This window comes from Pseudomonas sp. 14A (genome assembly GCF_018132745.1).
GTDB lineage: Bacteria > Pseudomonadota > Gammaproteobacteria > Pseudomonadales > Pseudomonadaceae > Aquipseudomonas > Aquipseudomonas mercuritolerans.
Genome location: NZ_JAGRQJ010000009.1, coordinates 257,748 through 276,057 on the forward strand (window position 1 = coordinate 257,748; position 18,310 = coordinate 276,057).

The 18,310-nt window shown below is 61.2% G+C and carries 15 protein-coding genes; 9 read left to right on the forward strand and 6 right to left on the reverse strand.

From position 1 onward, the window contains the following. Positions 1-49: 49 nt before the first annotated feature. The 3 genes from PS14A_RS09165 to PS14A_RS09175 form a co-directional block, all read right to left on the reverse strand. A complete protein-coding gene (locus tag PS14A_RS09165; RefSeq protein ID WP_212615821.1) occupies positions 50-994 on the reverse strand; it encodes an alpha/beta hydrolase in 945 nt (314 codons plus the stop codon). 113 nt (positions 995-1,107) lie between these two features. Beyond that, a complete protein-coding gene (locus tag PS14A_RS09170; protein WP_212615823.1) occupies positions 1,108-2,106 on the reverse strand; it encodes an NAD(P)H-quinone oxidoreductase in 999 nt (332 codons plus the stop codon). Positions 2,107-2,167: 61 nt separating this feature from the next. Further along, on the reverse strand, positions 2,168-3,367 hold the full coding sequence (locus tag PS14A_RS09175) for a YbfB/YjiJ family MFS transporter (protein WP_212615825.1): 1,200 nt from the start codon (positions 3,365-3,367) through the stop codon (positions 2,168-2,170). Positions 3,368-3,478: 111 nt separating this feature from the next. Here PS14A_RS09175 and PS14A_RS09180 point away from each other — a divergent pair, with 111 nt between their 5' ends. Both PS14A_RS09180 and PS14A_RS09185 read left to right on the forward strand, forming a co-directional pair. Further along, positions 3,479-4,354 carry a LysR family transcriptional regulator gene (locus PS14A_RS09180; protein ID WP_212615827.1) on the forward strand — a complete coding sequence of 292 codons (876 nt, stop codon included), beginning with the start codon at positions 3,479-3,481 and terminating at the stop codon, positions 4,352-4,354. Between the two features lie 249 nt (positions 4,355-4,603). After that, positions 4,604-5,020: a hypothetical protein gene (locus tag PS14A_RS09185; protein ID WP_122506565.1), complete on the forward strand. Its 417-nt coding sequence runs from the start codon at positions 4,604-4,606 to the stop codon at positions 5,018-5,020. 41 nt (positions 5,021-5,061) lie between these two features. Here the strand turns inward: PS14A_RS09185 and PS14A_RS09190 are convergent, their stop codons facing one another. Beyond that, positions 5,062-5,784 (reverse strand): pirin family protein, encoded by a 723-nt coding sequence (locus tag PS14A_RS09190; RefSeq protein ID WP_212615834.1) that lies wholly within the window; start codon positions 5,782-5,784, stop codon positions 5,062-5,064. 220 nt (positions 5,785-6,004) lie between these two features. Here PS14A_RS09190 and PS14A_RS09195 point away from each other — a divergent pair, with 220 nt between their 5' ends. After that, positions 6,005-6,955 (forward strand): GlxA family transcriptional regulator, encoded by a 951-nt coding sequence (locus PS14A_RS09195; protein ID WP_137215839.1) that lies wholly within the window; start codon positions 6,005-6,007, stop codon positions 6,953-6,955. A 90-nt stretch (positions 6,956-7,045) separates the two neighbouring features. Continuing rightward, a complete protein-coding gene (locus PS14A_RS09200) occupies positions 7,046-8,518 on the forward strand; it encodes a winged helix-turn-helix domain-containing protein (protein ID WP_212615836.1) in 1,473 nt (490 codons plus the stop codon). Here PS14A_RS09200 and PS14A_RS09205 read toward each other — a convergent pair. Both PS14A_RS09205 and PS14A_RS09210 read right to left on the reverse strand, forming a co-directional pair. Beyond that, complete coding sequence (locus tag PS14A_RS09205; protein ID WP_212615838.1) at positions 8,483-11,407, reverse strand: winged helix-turn-helix domain-containing protein; 2,925 nt, start codon at positions 11,405-11,407, stop codon at positions 8,483-8,485. The genes PS14A_RS09200 and PS14A_RS09205 overlap by 36 nt on opposite strands. 134 nt (positions 11,408-11,541) lie before the next feature. Then, entirely contained in the window at positions 11,542-11,973 is a 432-nt protein-coding gene (locus PS14A_RS09210) for an AraC family transcriptional regulator (RefSeq protein ID WP_130909566.1), read from the reverse strand. A gap of 244 nt (positions 11,974-12,217) precedes the next feature. On the opposite strand from PS14A_RS09210, the gene PS14A_RS09215 reads away from it, so the two are divergent. The 5 genes from PS14A_RS09215 to PS14A_RS09235 all read left to right on the forward strand — a co-directional run bounded on the left by PS14A_RS09215 (position 12,218) and on the right by PS14A_RS09235 (position 18,267). Then, complete coding sequence (locus tag PS14A_RS09215) at positions 12,218-13,192, forward strand: MBL fold metallo-hydrolase (protein ID WP_249121240.1); 975 nt, start codon at positions 12,218-12,220, stop codon at positions 13,190-13,192. Between the two features lie 54 nt (positions 13,193-13,246). After that, a complete protein-coding gene (locus PS14A_RS09220) occupies positions 13,247-14,170 on the forward strand; it encodes a LysR family transcriptional regulator (RefSeq protein WP_212615841.1) in 924 nt (307 codons plus the stop codon). A 1,185-nt stretch (positions 14,171-15,355) separates the two neighbouring features. Beyond that, positions 15,356-15,769: a DoxX family protein gene (locus tag PS14A_RS09225; RefSeq protein WP_212615842.1), complete on the forward strand. Its 414-nt coding sequence runs from the start codon at positions 15,356-15,358 to the stop codon at positions 15,767-15,769. Beyond that, positions 15,762-16,388 carry an antibiotic biosynthesis monooxygenase gene (locus PS14A_RS09230; protein ID WP_041478579.1) on the forward strand — a complete coding sequence of 209 codons (627 nt, stop codon included), beginning with the start codon at positions 15,762-15,764 and terminating at the stop codon, positions 16,386-16,388. The genes PS14A_RS09225 and PS14A_RS09230 overlap by 8 nt, the downstream gene beginning before the upstream one ends. Positions 16,389-16,428: 40 nt before the next feature. Next, positions 16,429-18,267: an amidohydrolase gene (locus PS14A_RS09235; protein WP_212615843.1), complete on the forward strand. Its 1,839-nt coding sequence runs from the start codon at positions 16,429-16,431 to the stop codon at positions 18,265-18,267. The last annotated feature ends 43 nt before the right edge of the window (positions 18,268-18,310 follow it).

Sequence of the window (18,310 nt, forward strand, 5' to 3'; positions counted from 1 at the left end):
CAGTCCTTTTTGTGGTGTCGCAAGGGGCGCCAGTATGCCAGTGCGCTGATCAAGAGTCGCGCGAGCCTTTGGCCACCGTCGGCCCGGCAACCCTTGGCAACGGTCTGGTCTGCATCAGCGCATCCAGGGCCTTGCGATAACCCTGACCGCCCAGCGCCATGCTGTTGTTGTGCGTTGCTCCGGGCACCAGCAGCAGACGCTTGGGCTGCTCAGCGGCATTGAACAGCTGCTCGCTGAAGCGCGGCGGCACGAAGGCATCAGCCAGGCCATGCACCACCAAAAGCGGCATATGAATATCGGCGATCTTGTCGATGGAATCGAATTTCTGCGACAGCAACCAGCGCACCGGGAGCGAGGTGTTCGCCACGGCGGCGGCGACATCGGCCAAGGAAGTGAAGGTTGATTCAATGACCAGACCGCGTACCGGCAGCGGTGTGTGGTTGCGCGCCGCGTTCTGTCCCAGTTCGGCCGCCAGATCAATCGCCACCGCGCCACCGAGAGAGTGGCCGTAGATCAGGCGCTTGTTCGGGTCCGGTTGCAGCAACTGGAAGCGCTCCCACGCCACGCGGGCATCTTCATAAACGCTGCTTTCGGATGGTAAATCACCCTTGCTTTGCCCGAACCCTCGATAATCGATGGCCAGCACCGAATAGCCCGCCGCGCGTAGCTGCTCTATGCGAAACAACTGTCCGGTGAGGTTCCAGCGCACGCCATGCAAATAAAGTATTGCTGGCGCATTGGCATGTTCCGCCGGCCACCACCAGGCATGAATGTTCTGCCCTGCCTTGAAACTCTTCGGTTGCAGATCGAGTTCCTGAACGCTGCCGGGCAGTCCGCGATACCAGCCGGCAGTGCCCGGCTCAATGCGAAAAAGCAGTTTGCGCTCGGTGTGTTCCAGCACCGCACAACTCGTCGGCACGCCAATGATCAGCGCGGCCATCATGGCGAATGCCAAGCGGCGGCGTCGCAGACGAGTCAGCAAGGACAGGAACATTAATCGTTTCACCACGGCGCAGACAAAGAACGCTTTTTACCAGATGCCTCGGTCTGCGCGTGATTATTTTCGACCACCGTGCATGTGCAACGATTACAAGATGCTGCAATCACTCACGCCACTTGCAGGACGATCTTGCCGATATGATCGCCGCCCTCCATGCGGGCATGGGCCTGAGCCGCGTCAGCCAGCGGGTAAACCTTGTCGATGATCGGCAGGCAGCGCCCGGCGCTGAGAGCAGGCCAAACGTGTTCATGCAGTTGATCGGCGATGGCGGCTTTCTCCGCAGCGGTGCGCGCGCGTAGCAGCGAACCGGTGACCACCGCGCGTTTGCCGAGGATCGCCAACAAATCCACATCGTTAGCGCGGGCGCCGCCGAGGAAGCCGAGCATCACCAGTCGCCCATCCATTGCCAGTGCGCTGATATTTCCGTTGAGGTACGAGCCGCCCATGATGTCGAGAATCACGTTCACGCCTTGATTTGCGGTCTTCTCGGCAATGACCTTGGCAAAATCTTCTTCCCGATAGTTGATCGGTTGCCCGCCAAGTTTACTGATTGCGGCGCATTTTTCAGGACTGCCGGCGGTGGCGAACGCTTCGATACCGAATTCACGGCAGAGCATCAGCGCGGTGGTGCCGATACCGCTGGTGCCGCCGTGAATCAGCACGCGCTGGCCGGCCTTGGCACCGCCGAGGCCAAACAGGTTGGCCCAGACGGTGAAAAACGTTTCCGGAATCGCGGCGGCCTGGACCCAATCGACTCCATCCGGCACAGGCAAAGTCTGGCCGGCTGGTACCGCGCAATACTCGGCGTATCCGCCGCCATTGGTCAGTGCGCAAACACGATCGCCCACAGCGAACCGCGTAACTCCGGGACCCAGTGCAACCACTTCGCCAGCCACTTCCAGGCCGGGAATCGGGTCCATCCCGGGTTTCATCGGATATTTGCCGGCGCGCTGCAAGGCATCCGGACGATTGATGCCGGCAGCGTGAACGCGGATAAGCACTTGGCCTTCGGCAACGGTCGGCAGAGGCACGCGCCTGGCTTGCAATACTTCAGGGCCGCCGGGTTCGGTGATTTCAATACGGGTCATTTCGTTGGGCAGTGACATTGTCGATTCCTGTGAAAAAGGTCGTGTAGATGGGAGCGCTGGCAACGTGCAATGATTCCCTTCAGTTCGCCGCGCAACGGCTTTCAGGCGCCGAGGGCAGCCAGCGCATGGCTTGCTCCAGCAGCAGGGCAACCACGATCGCGCCAGCGGCGATCACAAACAGCAGCGTGTACTGGCCGCCCGAGGCATTGAACAATGCCGAATAAGCAAACCCGGCCAGCGCCTGAAAGGTTGCGAATGACACAGTGGCACGGCTCCAGGCGATCTGTTGGCGGTGATGCGACGGCACCAGTTCATGCACGCGGGCCAGGGCCAGCGGCACGATGCCTGGCGGGAACGAGCCGAGAATCACCGCCAGTAACGCCAGCGCCAGAAACGAATGAAGGACGGCCAGCAAACCGAGGGCAACGGCTTGCACTACCAACACCAGTCGAATACCGGTGCGGGCGCCAAGCTGGTCGGCCAGGAAGCCGTAAGTCACCGGCCCGACAATCGCCCCCAGGCCATACATGACCCAGACCATTGCGCCGATATGCGCGCCGGCCCCCAAGCCGCGAGCCACATAATCCACCAGAAACACCATGGCAGGTACCAGCCCGGCAGCCATGAACGCGTATTGAGCGAACAACAGGTAAACGCCCGACGGTGTTGGCTCATCAGCCGACGTTGCGTGCGCAGCCACGGCATGCGTGGTATCCGCAGGCCAGCCGAACCAGCTCACCGCGGTCAGCAGCAACGCCAGCGCGCCCAGTCCCAGCCACGTTGCCTGCAAGCCGAGGCTCAGCAGCGGCGGCACGATAGTCCCGGAGCCGGCGATTCCGAGGCCGATGCCAAGGAAGATTGCGCCACTGGCCAAGCCTCTTCGTGACGCAGGAACGTGAGGCAGCACGGTTGCCGCGACCAGCACCATGATCGCGCCGCCAGCAACACCTGACAGCAAACGCCAGCCGAAAAACCAGCTCACCGACAGCGGATAAGCACAGGCAAAAAATGCCGCCGTGACCGCCAGCATCATCAGGCGCAAGGCGTTGCGGTTGCCTGTTTGGTGAGCCATGGGCCGACCGAGCAGGGCGCCGATCAAATAGCCGACCAGATTGGCCGCGCCGAGATAAACGACATCATTGGCCGAAAACCACTGCGCCTGAATCAGCGAAGGAATCAAGGGCGTATAAGCGAAACGCGCCAGGCCGATGCTGACCAGGCTGGCGCAAAGTCCGGCGAAGATCGGCAGCCAGATGCCGGTAGAGTGTGCAGTACGCATGATGGCGATCTCACAAGAGGTGTATGGCGCTCAGCTTATCGGCTATCGTTGCTGCGCATACGCAGCGATTAAGCGGCACACTGATGCAAAAATGCTTCGAAGAGGATCAGCATGAATTGGGATGATGCCCGAGTGTTTCTGGCGGTCTGTCGCGAGTCGACATTGCGTGGGGCTGCGCGGGTTCTGGGCGTGGACCAGGCCACGGTCGGACGGCGTGTCGCCGCGCTGGAGAAGTCTTTGAGCGCGACGCTGTTCCTGCGCACATCTGATGGCTACGCGCTGACTGCAGTCGGTGAAGCGGCGCTCAGAAGCGTGGAAAAGATGGAGCATTCGGCGCTGGAACTGGAGCGGCACATCCATGGGCTGGATGATCGTCTGACCGGTAACGTACGCGTCAGCACCACCGACTCGCTGGCCATCGACTTCATCATCCCGGCGATGGCGCGCCTGCATGATCAGCATCCGGATGTGCAGATCCAGCTGGATGCGTCGACGCAAATCCTCAGTCTGGCCAAGCGCGAAGCCGATATCGCGGTGCGCAATACTCGGCCGGATAACCCGGATCTCATCGCCCGGCGAATCGCCCGCTGGCCTGTAGGACTTTTCGCAGCGCAGGCCTATGTTGACCGCAACGGCGAACCGCAGCCCGGCAGTGCATTCGAGGGCCATGATCTGGTGGTCTATCAGCCGTATTTGCAGAGCAAAAAGGATTTGACCCTGGTCTCCGAACCGTTGAACAGAGGGCGCATCGTGGCGACGCTCAGTTCAAGCCTGTTGGTGCGTCGCTCACTTGCCGCCGGCCTGGGTGTAGGGGAAATTCCGGTGTACATGGGCGAACGCGACGGCCTGGTCAGGCTCTGGCCGGAGCGCACCCGGCCGCTGCCGTATGAAGTCTGGCTGGTCACCCACGCCGACCTGCGTCACACCGCGCGGGTACGGGCGGTCATCGAGCAGATCGTTGAGGCTTTTGCGCTGGAAAACCAATAATGGGTGCAGGGTTTTGCAGAGGCTACAAGGTCTGACGAAACAGCCTACGTCCGAGGCAGAATGGGCCGGCTTGTCGTAAGCAATGATGAGTTCTATTGTCACTGCAGCTCGATGCGAACCTCAGTTACGCATCGAAAGGAAGAGCCAGGGAAGGCCGCGTAGCCATGGAAAGGTGCCGAATTGAAAATCAGGGAAGTGAATCAATATGCGGTCACGGACAGATCGAATGCAGGGCGGGACAGGCAAACCATGAGCAGCATAAGTCGCGAAGAATTCGATGCCAGGATAGAGACCATCGAGACGAGGATGGACGGCCGCGTGGCAGAAATGCGCGCCGACATTCGCGGGTTCCTGGCTGCTCAGGCAGAGCGGGACAAGGCCCTGCAGGAGCGGGACAAGCGTTATGACGTGATGTGGATGGGCGTGCAGAAAATTGCCGACGAATCGCGGGAAGCGATCAGGCAGGCATCAACGGTAAAGGCCAATTACTGGGCGGCCACCACTGTGCATTTTCTCGGCGTGGCTTCCTTGCTGGTTGGCGCACATTTCGCCAATCAGGCGGCGGTGTTGACCACCATACAAACTACGCTGGCAGCGATTCAGATTGGCAAAGAGGTATCGTCACCCAAACCGGTCGTACAACCCTCAACAGTGCCGCCACAATAAAAAACGGCCTTCATCGGAAGGCCGTTCTGCATCGCGCCAGATCATGGCATTTCCGGCAACTCCTGAGGGCGCAAATCGAACACCAACACTTCGGCATCGATACCGTTGCTCAAAGTGAGCAGCTGTTCTTCACGAACCCGCACGCCGTCGCCTTCCTGCAAGGCTTGGCCATTGAGTTCGACACTGCCACGCGCGACGTGCACGTAGGCGTAACGATTGGCCGGCAATTGCAGCGTGGCACTTTCCTTGCCGTCGAATAATCCTGCATAGACCCGCGCGTCCTGGCGGACTTTCAGAGAACCTTTACTGCCATCCGGCGAGATGATCAGTTGCAGGCGACCGCGTTTTTTCTGCGCGCTGAAATGCTCCTGTTGATAGCGCGGTTTGGCGCCGCTGACGTCCGGCACGATCCAGATTTGCAGAAAGTGCACGGGCTTGGTGGCCGAGTGGTTGAACTCACTGTGCGCCACGCCGCTGCCGGCACTCATCAATTGCACGTCGCCGGGACGGATCACCGAGCCAGTGCCGAGGGTGTCCTTGTGTTCCAGCGCGCCTTCGAGCACATAGGAAAAGATCTCCATGTCGCGGTGCGGGTGCTGGCCAAAACCTTTGCCGGCGGCGACGCGGTCATCGTTGATCACCAGCAGGTCGGAAAAACCCTGTTCACGCGGGTTGCGGTAGCTGGCGAAAGAGAAGGTGTGAAACGACTTCAACCAGCCGTGATTGGCGAGGCCGCGATCGGAGGCATTGCGAAGAGTCAGCATGATGAAATCTCCTGGCGGGACGTGAATTCGTCCGAGTGAGGAGAAGGTTACTGGTTACCCGACAAGCCAATAAGTAGGTGGAAATTGAAAGACTGTCCGGCTCAGGTTGACAGTTTTGCGTTATGGTTAACGCATTCGGTTACGCCCATCTCGATTCAGTTGGCCATAATGCCCCGGCTGTAGCGTGCGTATTGATCCTTGAACATGTGTGATGCCTCCCATGAAAACCGTGGCAATGGTGCTGTTCCCTGACTTTCTGATGCTCGACATGGCCGGGCCGCTGGAAGTGTTTTCAGTCGCCAACCGTTATCTGAAACCCGATTTGCACTACCAACTGACGACTCTAGGCACGGAGCGCGGCTTGCTGAGGGCTTCCAATGGTGTACAGGTCCAGGCTGACCTGCACATCGACGAGGCGGCCGAGCGCTATGACCTGTTATTGGTGCCCGGCGGCCCCGGCGCCTATAACCAGAGATTTCCCGAGCTGTTTGGCTGGCTGAAGAAAGCCGTGCCGCGGGCGGAGCGTTACGGTTCGATTTGTACCGGCGCATTCATCCTCGGCCATGCCTGCCTCCTTGATGGTTATCGCGTCACCACGCACTGGAACTACACCGAGCGCCTGATCAAGGCTTTCCCGAAAACCACGGTGACCACCGACCAGATCTACGTTGAGGATCGCAATCTCATCACTTCCGGTGGCGTAACCGCTGGCATCGATCTGGCGCTGGCGGTGGTGGCCAGGGATCACGGCAAGAAAATCGCCCAGGACGTCGCCAAGGTGTTGTTGGTGGTCATGAAGCGTCAGGGTGGGCAAGCGCAGTTCAGCCCGTTGATGGCGGCCGTCTCACCGCAAGAAACGCCTGTCACCCGCGCGCAGAATTACGTGCTTGAACACTTGGACGAAGCCTTTACCGTCGAGCGCATGGCCGGACTGGCGAATATGAGCGCACGGCACTTTGCTCGGCTGTTCGCCCGTGACGTCAACATGACTCCAATGGAGTTTCTGCAGAACGCCCGTATCGACTGCGCACGAAACCTCCTGGAAACCAGCGATCTGCCGCTGAAGACCATCGCTTATAAAAGTGGCTTTGGCAGTGTTCGGCGCATGCGCTCGTTGTTCGCCGAAAAGCTCGGTCTCACGCCTTTGCAATACCGCGAACAGTTCAGCTAGAGCGGTTCTGTCCGTCTGCCGCAGCCGGATGTCCGTATTGCGTCGGTTGTGGCGGTTGTATCGTCACGCAACAGTGCCAAGATGTTTGGCATGAATAATCACAACGACACAAGCCAAGGTTCGGTGCTGCGTTTTGGCCCGTACGCTTTCCATGTGCGCCAACGCTTGGTTCTCGAAGGAGAACAGCCGCTGCGCATGGGCGGGCGCGCCATGGACATTCTGCAGGTGCTGCTCGAACACGCGGGTGAGGTGGTCAGCAAAGAGCAGTTGATTGCTCGGGTATGGCCGACCTCGGTCGTCGAAGAGATCAACCTGCGGGTGCACATCGCAGCGTTGCGCCGCGCACTGGGTGACGGCATAAACGGGCAGCGTTTCATCATTCACGTGGCGCAGTGCGGCTACAGCTTTGTCGCCCCGGTGGAGCAGGGCACCAGTGATGCGCTGACCATGCCCGCTGCCGCGCTCACGCCCCTGCACAATCTTCCGGCACGATTGACGCCAGTCAGTGGGCGCGACGCCTTGATCGGTGGTCTGGTTCGACAAATGCCGGTATGCCGCTTGATGACGATTACCGGTGCCCCGGGCGTTGGCAAAACCACTGTGGCACTGCGCGTGGCGGAATTGCTGCTGCAATACTTTCGTGATGGCGCCTGGTGGGTCGACCTTGCCAGCCTCGAAGATGACATTCCATTGATCGAGCGCCTGTTGCACACCCTGAACACAGACTTTTTCACACTGACCGGCCGGCACGCCCTGTTGATCCTGGATAACTGCGATCACCAGCGCGACAGTTGCGCGGCTCTGGTAGAGACCCTGTTGCATGCCGCGCCTCGCCTGTCGATTCTGGTCACCGGCCGTGAAGCCTTAAACATCGCGCAGGAGACCGTCCATTACGTGCCGCTGTTGGCGATTCCCAAGCGCTCGGCATTGAACTCCGTCGAGGAAGCCATGGGCTATCCGGCGGTGCAGTTGTTCGTCAATCGCGCGCGAGCGCGGCAACAGGGCTTCAGTTTGCGTCAACAGGATTTGCCAGGTGTGCGCGAAATCTGCCGCCAACTGGACGGTTTGCCGCTGGCGATCGAGCTCGCCGCTGCGCAGATCGACGCGCTGGGCTTGATCGGCTTACAGGCACAGGTTGAAAACGGTTTGCAGTTGCTTGGCCAAGGACGGCGCACCGCGGAGCCGCGCCATCAGTCGATGGCCGCTGCGATCGATTGGAGCTTCCAGTACCTGACGGAAATGGAACAGCGTGTGCTGCTGCGGCTGTCGGTGTTCAGCACGGGGTTTACCCTGGAGGCGGCACTGAGCGTGATCAGCAGCGTGGATCTGGCGGGATCCAGGTTGAGCGCAATCATCGAAGGGTTGGCGCGCAAGTCGTTGCTCATTCAAGAACCCAACCGGGCAACGGCGCGCTATTGGATGCTCAACACCGTGCGCCGCTATGCGCGGGATCGCTTTGAGCGCAGCGACGACAGGCTCGAACTGCAACAGCGTCATGCGCGCTATCTCAGCCGCACGCGCAAGGCATCAGGCCAGGCACTGCTCGCGCAGGCTGTCGAGTAGCAGGCGGACCTTGCGCAAGTCCGGGGTGGCGTAGCCTTCGGTGAAGCGCTGGTAGACGGGGCTGAGCAAATCCAAAGCTTCGCGATGGCGGGACTGGCGTTGCCATAACTGAGCAAGGTCCGTGGCGCTGCGCAGTTCCCAGGCCAACGCGCCTTGGCTTCTGGCAATGACCAGAGCTTGTTGCAGGGTTTGTTCGGCTTCTCGGGTTTCAGCGGTGTCTGAGCAGGCCGATTCGCGAGCAGGCTCGCTCCCACAGGAAACAGCGCACAACTCGGAATTTGCGCCCGACACCGCCCCCTTGTGGGAGCGAGCCTGCTCGCGAAGGGGCCACTCTGAACCCTTCACTAATGCCGCCGCCCGTGCCCGCAATATCTCCGCTGCACTCCAACCCGCGTCCCCGGTGCGCGCGCGCTCCACCAGTGCATCATCGACAAAGCGCTCATCCAGCGTAACCATCACTTCCCTGATCAAACCGCTGCTCTGCGTTGACACGGGCGCGGCATTATCCGGATCGATCACCTGCGCATACTGCCGCCCCCAATTATTGAACAGCAGCACCGAATGCTTCTGCGACTGCTCCAGCAACAATTGCAGGAGCGCGCGGGCGTTGGCGGCGTCGCCGTTGTAATGGGCGATCAGACAACTGGCCAGCGCCAAGGTGTAGCAGATCGAAGTGCCATGATTGATCTGCACGGCGATGTCCAGCGCCTGCCGTGCCGCGCGCCAGGCTTGCTCGGGCAGACCCTGCAGCCACAGCACTCGGGCCAACACCGTCAGCGAGGCGACACTCTGGTCGTATTGCACGCCGAAACCATGGGTGAAGCGATTGAGATGGCCGCTGTGAGCCATGCGTTGCAGCACCTGCTCGGCATGTACGCGGGCCTGCGGTTGGTCGCCGGCATAATGCAACGCCAGCACGCGCAAGCGATGCGTGCTCAGCGACAGCAATGGCTCGTCGTGCACGCCGATGCGATCAAATTGCTCACTCTGCGCCAGCGCCATGCGGTAATGCCCGCAACTCAGATTGACCGCCATATGCCCCGATATCGCACGCAGTTGCCCGGCCACGTCACCGTGTTCTTCGGCTAAGCGGCAGGCGTCGATGAAGGCCTGGATGGTTTGTGGCGTGCCGCCCCAGGTGTGATAGCTGGCGCTGCCGAGCGCCAGTTTCAAGGCGATTTGCAGGCGAGGGCAGGGCGGCAGGAGCGAGCCTGCTGGCGAAGCCTCCAGCAGACTCAATGCCCGGCGCACGTAGCGGCTGTAATCGCGCAGCAACGACAGCTCCTGCCACAACGGTGCCGACGCGGCTGCCAGTTGCACGCCCAGCTCATCTGGTCGCGGCCCTTTGAGGCTCCAGTCCAGTGCCGCGCGCAAATCCTCCAGACCCCTGGCATAGCGCTCCATCCACAATACAGTCGGGGTATTGTCCCAATCCGCTTGTGCCTGCTGCATCAGTGTCAGGCAGCGCTCGGCGTGGCGTTGGCGGGTTGCGCTGAGCTCGTCGGCCCGCTCGAGTTTCTCCAGTGCGTAGTGGCGCGTGGTGTCGAGCAACCGGTAGAAAACATCTTCGTCACCCACTTCGACGCTCAGCAGGGATTTGGCCACCAGTTGCGTCACAGCGGTGAACACCGCGCCGGGATCAATCTGTTGGCCAATGACCACTGCTGCCGCGGAGGCGAGGGTGAAGCTGCCGCGGAAAATTCCCAGTCGCCGCAAACAGGTTTGTTCGCAGGTGTTGAGCAGGTTGAAGCTCCAGTCCATCGTCGCGCGCAGGGTCAGGTGGCGTTCGGCGCTGCTGTGGTGTCCGGCCGATAATGGCGGCAATCCTTCGCGCAATTGCTTGAGCAATCCGTCCATGCCCAATTCGCTGACCTGCGCGGCGGCCAGTTCCAGCGCCAGCGGGATGCCGTCCAGACGCTGGCAGATTTCGATCGCCTGCGGTAGCTCGGCGCGACTCAGTTGAAAGCTTTCCCGGGCCGCCGTGGCGCGCTCGACAAACAGTTGCAGAGCAGCAAAGCCCAGCGCCTGGGCCGGCTCCATCGGGGTCGACATGGACGGGCATTCGAGGGATTGCAGACGCTGCACGAATTCGCCCTCGGCGCGCAGGCTCTCCCGGCTGGTCGCGAGGATATGCACCTTGGGCGCGCCGCGCAGAATCTGCTCGCTGAGCGCCGCGACCGCATCGATCAGGTGCTCGCAGTTGTCGATCACCAGCAACATTTGCCGGTCACGCAGGCCATCGACCAGACACGCCTGCGCATCACCTTCCGGTGCGGACAGATCGAGCAATGTCGCCAGGTGCGAGCCAATCAGCGCGGGATCGGCGATCGGCGCCAGATCCACCAGGCGGATGCCATCGCGATACTGGCCGAGCAATTGTTCGGCGACGCGCAGGGCGACGGTGGTCTTGCCGATGCCGCCGGGACCGATCAGGGTGATGCAGCGTCGGCGCGGCAGTTGCGCGATCAGGTGATCGATCACGGGCTGGCGCCCAATCATTCGCGTACGGCGCAGCGGGAGGTTGTGCCTGGCGACGGGCATTGCCGGTTTTTGTTCAATGCTGTCGAGCACGATCGGTGCGACAAAACTGTAGCCGCGCTGCGCCACGGTGACGATGTAGCGCTGGCCGTTCTGCCCGTCGCCAAGCGCTTTGCGCAGGGCCGCCATGTGCACGCGCAGGTTGATGTCTTCGACAACGCTGTCTGGCCAGACCCCGGCCATCAATTGCTGCTTGCTCACCACCTCGCCGGCGTGGGCCAGCAAAATCAGGAGGATGTCCATCGCCCGCCGTCCCAGGCGCAAAGGCTGTTGGCCTTCAAGTAGCAGTCGTTGCCCGGGATGAATCCGATAGGGGCCAAACGCAACGGCCTGATTCGGGGAAAAACTCAACAGCGCGCTCCTGCGGTAGTGCGGCGGACAGGGGGAACCAGTGCCTGGCGCATGCGCAGGCCGTCTGATCCGGGGTGTCCGGGCATAATCCTCAGGTTTTGGCATCAGTGCAACGGGTGGCGTAACGGCAGCAGTCACAACAGCGCAGGCTGCACTGCGTTGTTTTTCAGTTTGCCCATGACTCGACAGCGCCAGGCGAAAGGGTTGATGCCCTCGCTGCGGGTGAACATGTGGCAGAAGTGCGCCTGATCGCAGAAGCCGCATTCCAGGCTGATCTGCGTCAGGCTGAGGTCGGTGTGCTGGATCAGCAACTTGGCCCGGGCCAGACGCTGGGCGCGAATCCAGTCCTGTGGCGACAGGCCGGTGCTGCATTTGAATGCACGTGAGAAGTGACTGCGTGACAGTGAGCAGGCACGGGCCAGCTCAGCCACTTCGAGACTTTCGCCCAAGCGCTCGAGGATCAACTGTTTGATCTGGCGTTCGCGCTGTGGACTGAGTCCGCCAGTCGCGTTTTTCCGCGGTTCGCAAGCAGGGGCGAGGGCGACGGTTTGCTGTAGATAAGCCATGGCCAAGGTCCGTGTCGGTGGGGAAGGCACGGTCGGCGCATTCCCTCAGGTCAAAAAAGCAACGCTGCGCAGAGGGCTTCATTGTTGGGTGAGGGCGTGAGGCTGACGAGTTAATCGTTGTTAATTTCATCGCAAAGGCTGGAACTCAGCACATCCTTGCAAGTCAGCGCCCGGCGCTTTGCGCGACGATGTCGATAAAGCGCAGCCGCCGTCGGCCAGGTTCAAGGGGAATGCAATGAAAGGCATGGTTAAAGCAGCAACGACTCTGGCAGTCATGCTGGCAATGTCCGGCGCGATGGCGCAGGCGCCGCAGGTGGGCACTCAGGCACCGGGTTACTTCCGGCTGGCCGTGGGCGATTACGAAGTCACCGCGTTGTTCGACGGTTACAACGATCTGTCGCCGAAGTTGTTGCAGGGCATGAGCCAGAGTCAGATTCGCGCGCTGCTCGCACGGCGTTCGATTGAAACCCCGGGCGTGCAGACGGCGTTCAATGCCTTTCTGGTCAACACCGGCACACAACTGATTTTGGTCGACACGGGCGCAGGACAGTGCATCGGCGCCACCGCAGGCCAACTCTCGGCCAACATGCAGGCCGCCGGTTACAAGCCTGAGCAGGTCGACACAATTTTGCTGACCCACCTGCACCTCGATCACGTCTGCGGTCTGGTCGATGCCGAAAAGAAACCGGTGTTCGCCAACGCCACCGTGTTTGCAGCCAAAGCCGAGGCCGACTACTGGCTCGATCCGGCAGCACTGGCCAAAGCTCCGGCGGGAGCCAAAGAGTTTTTCAAAATTGCCCAGGATTCGACGGCGCCCTACGTTGCCGCTGGCCGCTTCAAGACGTTTGCCGCCGGGCAGTCGCCATTGCCGGGACTGGTCGAAGCAACCCTCGAAGCCGGGCACACCCCGGGCAGCACCACGTACCGCTTCACCTCGCAGCAGCAGAGCATCGTGTTCATGGGCGATCTGGTGCACAACCTCGCGGTGCAGTTCTTGCACCCGGAAGTCTCGATCGGTTTCGACGTCAACAGTCAGCAAGCGATCGCCAGTCGGCAGGCAGTGTTCAGTGCTGCAGCAGCGAGCAAGACCTGGGTGACGGCCGCGCATCTGCCGTTCCCGGGCATCGGCCACATCGCCGCCGAGGGCAAACATTTCCAGTGGGTGCCTGTGGAGTACGGCCCTTACAAACGCGCGGCGAAAGTGCCGTTGATCGAGTAAAGTGCCCAGCGCCAGTGGCATAAAGCGTCTGACACCGATAAGGAAACCACGCCCATGAACCGTAACGATCTGCGCCGCGTCGACATGAACCTGCTGGTGATTTTCGAAGCGTTGATGTTCGAAAAGAACCTGACCCGCGTTGCCGAAAAACTGTTCATGGGCCAGCCAGCGGTCAGTGCTGCGCTGGGGCGCTTGCGTGATCTGTTCGACGATCCGTTGCTGCTGCGCAACGGTCGCGGTATGGAACCGACGGCGCGGGCGCTGGCGATCCTCAAGGAATTGCAACCGGCAATGGACGTGATTTCCGGCGCAGTCAGCCGCGCCAAGGAATTCGAACCGGCGAGCAGTTGCGATGTGTTTCGCATCGGACTGTCGGACGACGCCGAGTTCGGTCTGTTTCCGCCGCTGTTGCGCCAGCTTCAGCAGGAGGCACCGGGGATAGTCGTGGTGGTGCGCCGGGCTAATTACTTGTTGATGCCGGCGTTGTTGGCTTCGGGGGAAATCTCCGTGGGCGTCAGCTACACCACCGATCTGCCGGCCAATGCCAAGCGCAAGAAGCTGCGCGACATTCCCTGCAAAGTGCTGCGCGGCGACGATCGTCCGGGGCCGCTGACGCTGGACGAATATTGCGCGCGTCCGCATGCGATGGTGTCGTTCTCCGGTGATCTGAGCGGCAATATCGACCTGGATCTGGCCAAGATCGGTCGCTGCCGCCGAGTCGTCCTCGGTGTACCGCAGTTCAGCGGCTTGCGCGCCTTGCTCGCCGGAACCGACATGATCGCCACCGTGCCGGATTACGCTGCCTGTGCCTTGGTCGAAGGCTGTGCGCTGCGCGCCGAAGATCCCCCTTTCCCGATCGATGCGGCGCAGTTGTCGATGGCGTGGAGCGGGGTGCACGACAACGACCCGGCAGAGAAATGGCTGCGCTCGCGCATTAGCCAGTTCATGGCGGCGCCGCTGGATATTCCAGCGCTTTAACCGCCCTCGATTACGCAAGCAGTTTTCGTGTGGGAGCGAGCCTGCTCGCGAATGCGGTGTGTCAGTGAGTGTGGATGTGACTGACCTGACGCCTTCGCGAGCAGGCTCGCTCCCACACTGTTTTTGTGGCGGTCTGCAAATGGAGCGCACGCCGCTAACCCCTGTGGGAGCGAGCTTGCTCGCGAAAGCGGTGTGCCAGTCAACGTGGATGTGACTGAGCTGACGCCTTCGCGAGCAGGCTCGCTCCCACATTGTTTTTGTGGCGGTCTGCAAATGGAGCGCACGCCGCTAACCCCTGTGGGAGCGAGCTTGCTCGCGAATGCGGTGTGTCAGTGAGTGTGGATGTGACTGACCCGACGCCTTCGCGAGCAAGCTCGCTTCCACACTGTTTTTGTGGCGGTCTGCATATTGAGCGCACGCCGCCAATCCCGGTGGGAGCGAGCTTGCTCGCGAATACGGTGTGTCAGTTAGTGTGGATCTGACTGACCCGACGCCTTCGCGAGCAAGCTCGCTCCCACACTGTTTTTGTGGCGGTCTGCATATTGAGCGCACGCCGCCAATCCCTGTGGGAGCGAGCCTGCTCGCGAATGCGGTGTGTCAGTCAACGTGGATGTGACTGACACACCGCATTCGCGAGCAGGCTCGCTCCCACATTGTCTTTGTGGCCGTCTGCATATTGAGCGCACGCCGCCAATCCCTGTGGGAACGAGCCTGCTCGCGAATGCGGTGTGCCAGTCAACGTGGATGTGACTGAGCTGACGCCTTCGCGAGCAGGCTCGCTCCCACTTTGTTTTTGTGGTGGTCTGCAAATTGAATGCACGCCGCCAAACCCTGTGGGAGCGAGCCTGCTCGCGAATGCGGTGTGTCAGTTAGTGTGGATGTGACTGGCCTGACGCCTTCGCGAGCAGGCTCGCTCCCACGTTGTTTTTGTGGCGGTCTGCATATTGAGCGCACGCCGTCAATCCCTGTGGGAGCGAGCCTGCTCGCGAATACGGTGTGTCAGTGAGTGTGGATGTGAGTGTGGATGTGACTGGCCTGACGCCTTCGCGAGCAGGCTCACTCTCACATTGTTTGTGGCTGGCAGCAGAACGTCAGTGACCTGAAAAGCAACTAAGCACACCCATCCAATTTCTTCCGCCCCGGCCTTGGCATGATTCTCGTCAATGACATTCAAAGGGTCGGGTCATGATTGCTACGAGGGATGAACAGGCGCGCGACATCGGGTTGCTGTTCCTGCGGGTCAGCGGCGGGTTGTTTCTGTTGTGCGTGCACGGCTTGCCCAAGCTGTTGGACTTCACCGCGCAACTGCAGCTGATCGAAGACCCGTTCCACCTCGGCGCCCGCCTGACGCTGATCCTGGCGATCTTCGCCGAAGTCCTCTGCCCGTTGCTGATCGTCGCCGGTGTGCTGGCGCGTTTGGCCTGCCTGCCTATTCTCTTTGTACTGCTCGTGGCGCTGCTGGTCGTGCATCCGCAATGGAGTGTGGCCGAAGGGCAGTTCGGCTGGTTGCTGTTGATTCTTTTCACCACCGTATTGATCGCCGGGCCCGGACGGCTGGCGATTCCTGTTCGTTTGCCCGGAGTGCTGCGTTATGCCTGAAGTCCTCAATTCACAAGCACCGGGGGCCGATGAGACCGTCACGTTGATCATCAAGCACTCGGTCAAGGCCGGTTTCGAGTCGGCGTATGAAGCATGGCTGCGCAATATCGTGCGGGTTGCCGGGCAGCGCGAGGGGCATCTGGGTGTGGACGTGGTGCGCGGCAAGCGCGGGCGTCTGGATTTTTACACTTGCGTGCTGCGCTTCAGCTCCACCGAGGCCATGCAAGGCTGGCTGGAATCCTCCGAGCGTCAGGCGCTGGTGGCTGAAGCCGCACCGATGCTGGCCGACGGCGATCAGACCGAAGTCGCGCCGGTCAATGAATTCTGGTTCACACCGCTGGCCGAAGCCGGCTCGCCACCGCCGCGCTGGAAGCAGGCTGTCGTCACCCTGTTAGTGATTCTGCCGCACACCCTGCTGGTGCCGCTGATCTGGGGGCCGTTGCTGGCGCTGCATCCGCTTCTGTCCAACTACGTGGTCGCCACGTTCCTGATCACCCTGACCATCGTCCTCTCGGTGGTCTACGTGGTGATGCCGCCGGTCACCCGTTTGTTCACCCCGTGGCTGGAAGCCAGTCAGGCCCATGAACACCTCGATTCCCAAGAGACCTCGCCGCGTTGAGCGGGGTTTGCTTCTTTTCACTTTTGCTTGAGGAACTGCGATGAGCGCCGATCTGATTTTATTCAATGGCCAGTTTCATACCGTAGACCGGGAAAAACCACTGGCCAGTGCGGTGGCGATCAAGGACGGCCGCTTCGTCGTCGTCGGTAACGATGCCGAGGCCATGGCCCTCAAGGGCAGCGCCACACAAGTGGTCGACATGAAGGGCCGCTGCGTCATCCCTGGCCTCAACGATTCGCACCTGCACCTGATTCGCGGCGGTCTGAACTACAACCTCGAACTGCGCTGGGAAGGTGTGCCATCGCTCGCCGACGCGCTGCGTATGCTCAAAGACCAGGCCGACCGCACGCCAACCCCGCAATGGGTGCGCGTGGTCGGTGGCTGGAACGAATTCCAGTTCGCCGAAAAACGCATGCCGACCCTGGAAGAAATCAACCAGGCCGCGCCGGATACTCCGGTGTTCATCCTGCACCTCTACGACCGTGCGCTGCTCAACCGCGCCGCCCTGCGTGTGGCCGGTTACACCCGCGACACGCCGAACCCGCCGGGCGGCGAGATCGTGCGCGACAGCAACGGCAACCCGACCGGCATGCTGGTCGCGCGGCCGAACGCGATGATTCTCTACTCGACCCTGGCCAAAGGGCCGAAGCTGCCGCTGGAATATCAGGTCAACTCGACCCGCCAGTTCATGCGCGAACTCAATCGTCTCGGCCTGACCAGTGCGATCGACGCCGGTGGTGGTTTCCAGAACTATCCGGACGACTACCAAGTAATCGAACAACTGGCCAAAGACGACCAGTTGACCGTACGCATCGCCTACAACCTGTTCACCCAGAAGCCGAAAGAAGAGCTGACCGATTTCCAGAACTGGACCGGCAGCGTCAAGTTGCATCAGGGCGACGACTACCTGCGCCACAACGGCGCCGGCGAAATGCTGGTGTTCTCCGCCGCCGACTTCGAAGACTTCCTCGAACCGCGTCCGGACCTGCCGCAGACCATGGAACAGGAACTGGAGCCGGTGGTGCGCCACCTCGTTGAGCAGCGCTGGCCGTTCCGTCTGCACGCCACGTACAACGAATCGATCAGCCGCATGCTCGACGTGTTCGAGAAGGTCAACCGCGACGTTCCGTTCAACGGTCTGCCGTGGTTCTTCGACCACGCCGAAACCATCACTCCGCAAAACATCGAGCGCGTGAAAGCGCTGGGCGGCGGTATCGCGATTCAGGATCGCATGGCGTTCCAGGGTGAATACTTCGTCGATCGCTACGGCAAACAAGCCGCCGAAGCCACGCCACCGATCAAGCGCATGCTCGCTGAAGGCGTGCCGGTCGGCGCCGGCACCGATGCCACTCGCGTGTCCAGCTACAACCCGTGGACTTCGTTGTACTGGATGGTCAGCGGCCGCACCGTTGGCGGTCTGGCGTTGTACGAAGAAGGTTTGCCACGCAGCACTGCGCTGGAACTGTTCACCCACGGCAGCGCCTGGTTCTCTTCGGAGCAGGGCAAGAAGGGCCAGATCCGCGTCGGCCAACTGGCAGACCTCGCTGCACTGAGCGCGGACTTCTTCAGCGTTGAAGAAGAAGCGATCAAGTGGATCGAGTCGGTGATGACCGTGGTCGGCGGCAAGATTGTCTACGCCGCCGGCGATTTCGAGGACCTCGGCCCGCGTTCGATTCCGGTGCTGCCGGACTGGTCGCCCGTGGTCAAGGTGCCGGGCCACTGGCGCCCGAACTCGCCGTTGCAAGCGCAGGTTCACCAGTGCAGCGGGCCATGCGCCGTGCACACCCACAGCCATGAAAAAGCGCGGATGTCGAATGCGCCGGTCAGCGATTTCGCCGGTTTCTGGGGCGCGTTCGGCTGTTCCTGCTTCGCGTTCTGAGTTTGAAAAAAGCGCCGGTCATCAGGGCCGGCGCTTCCCGCAA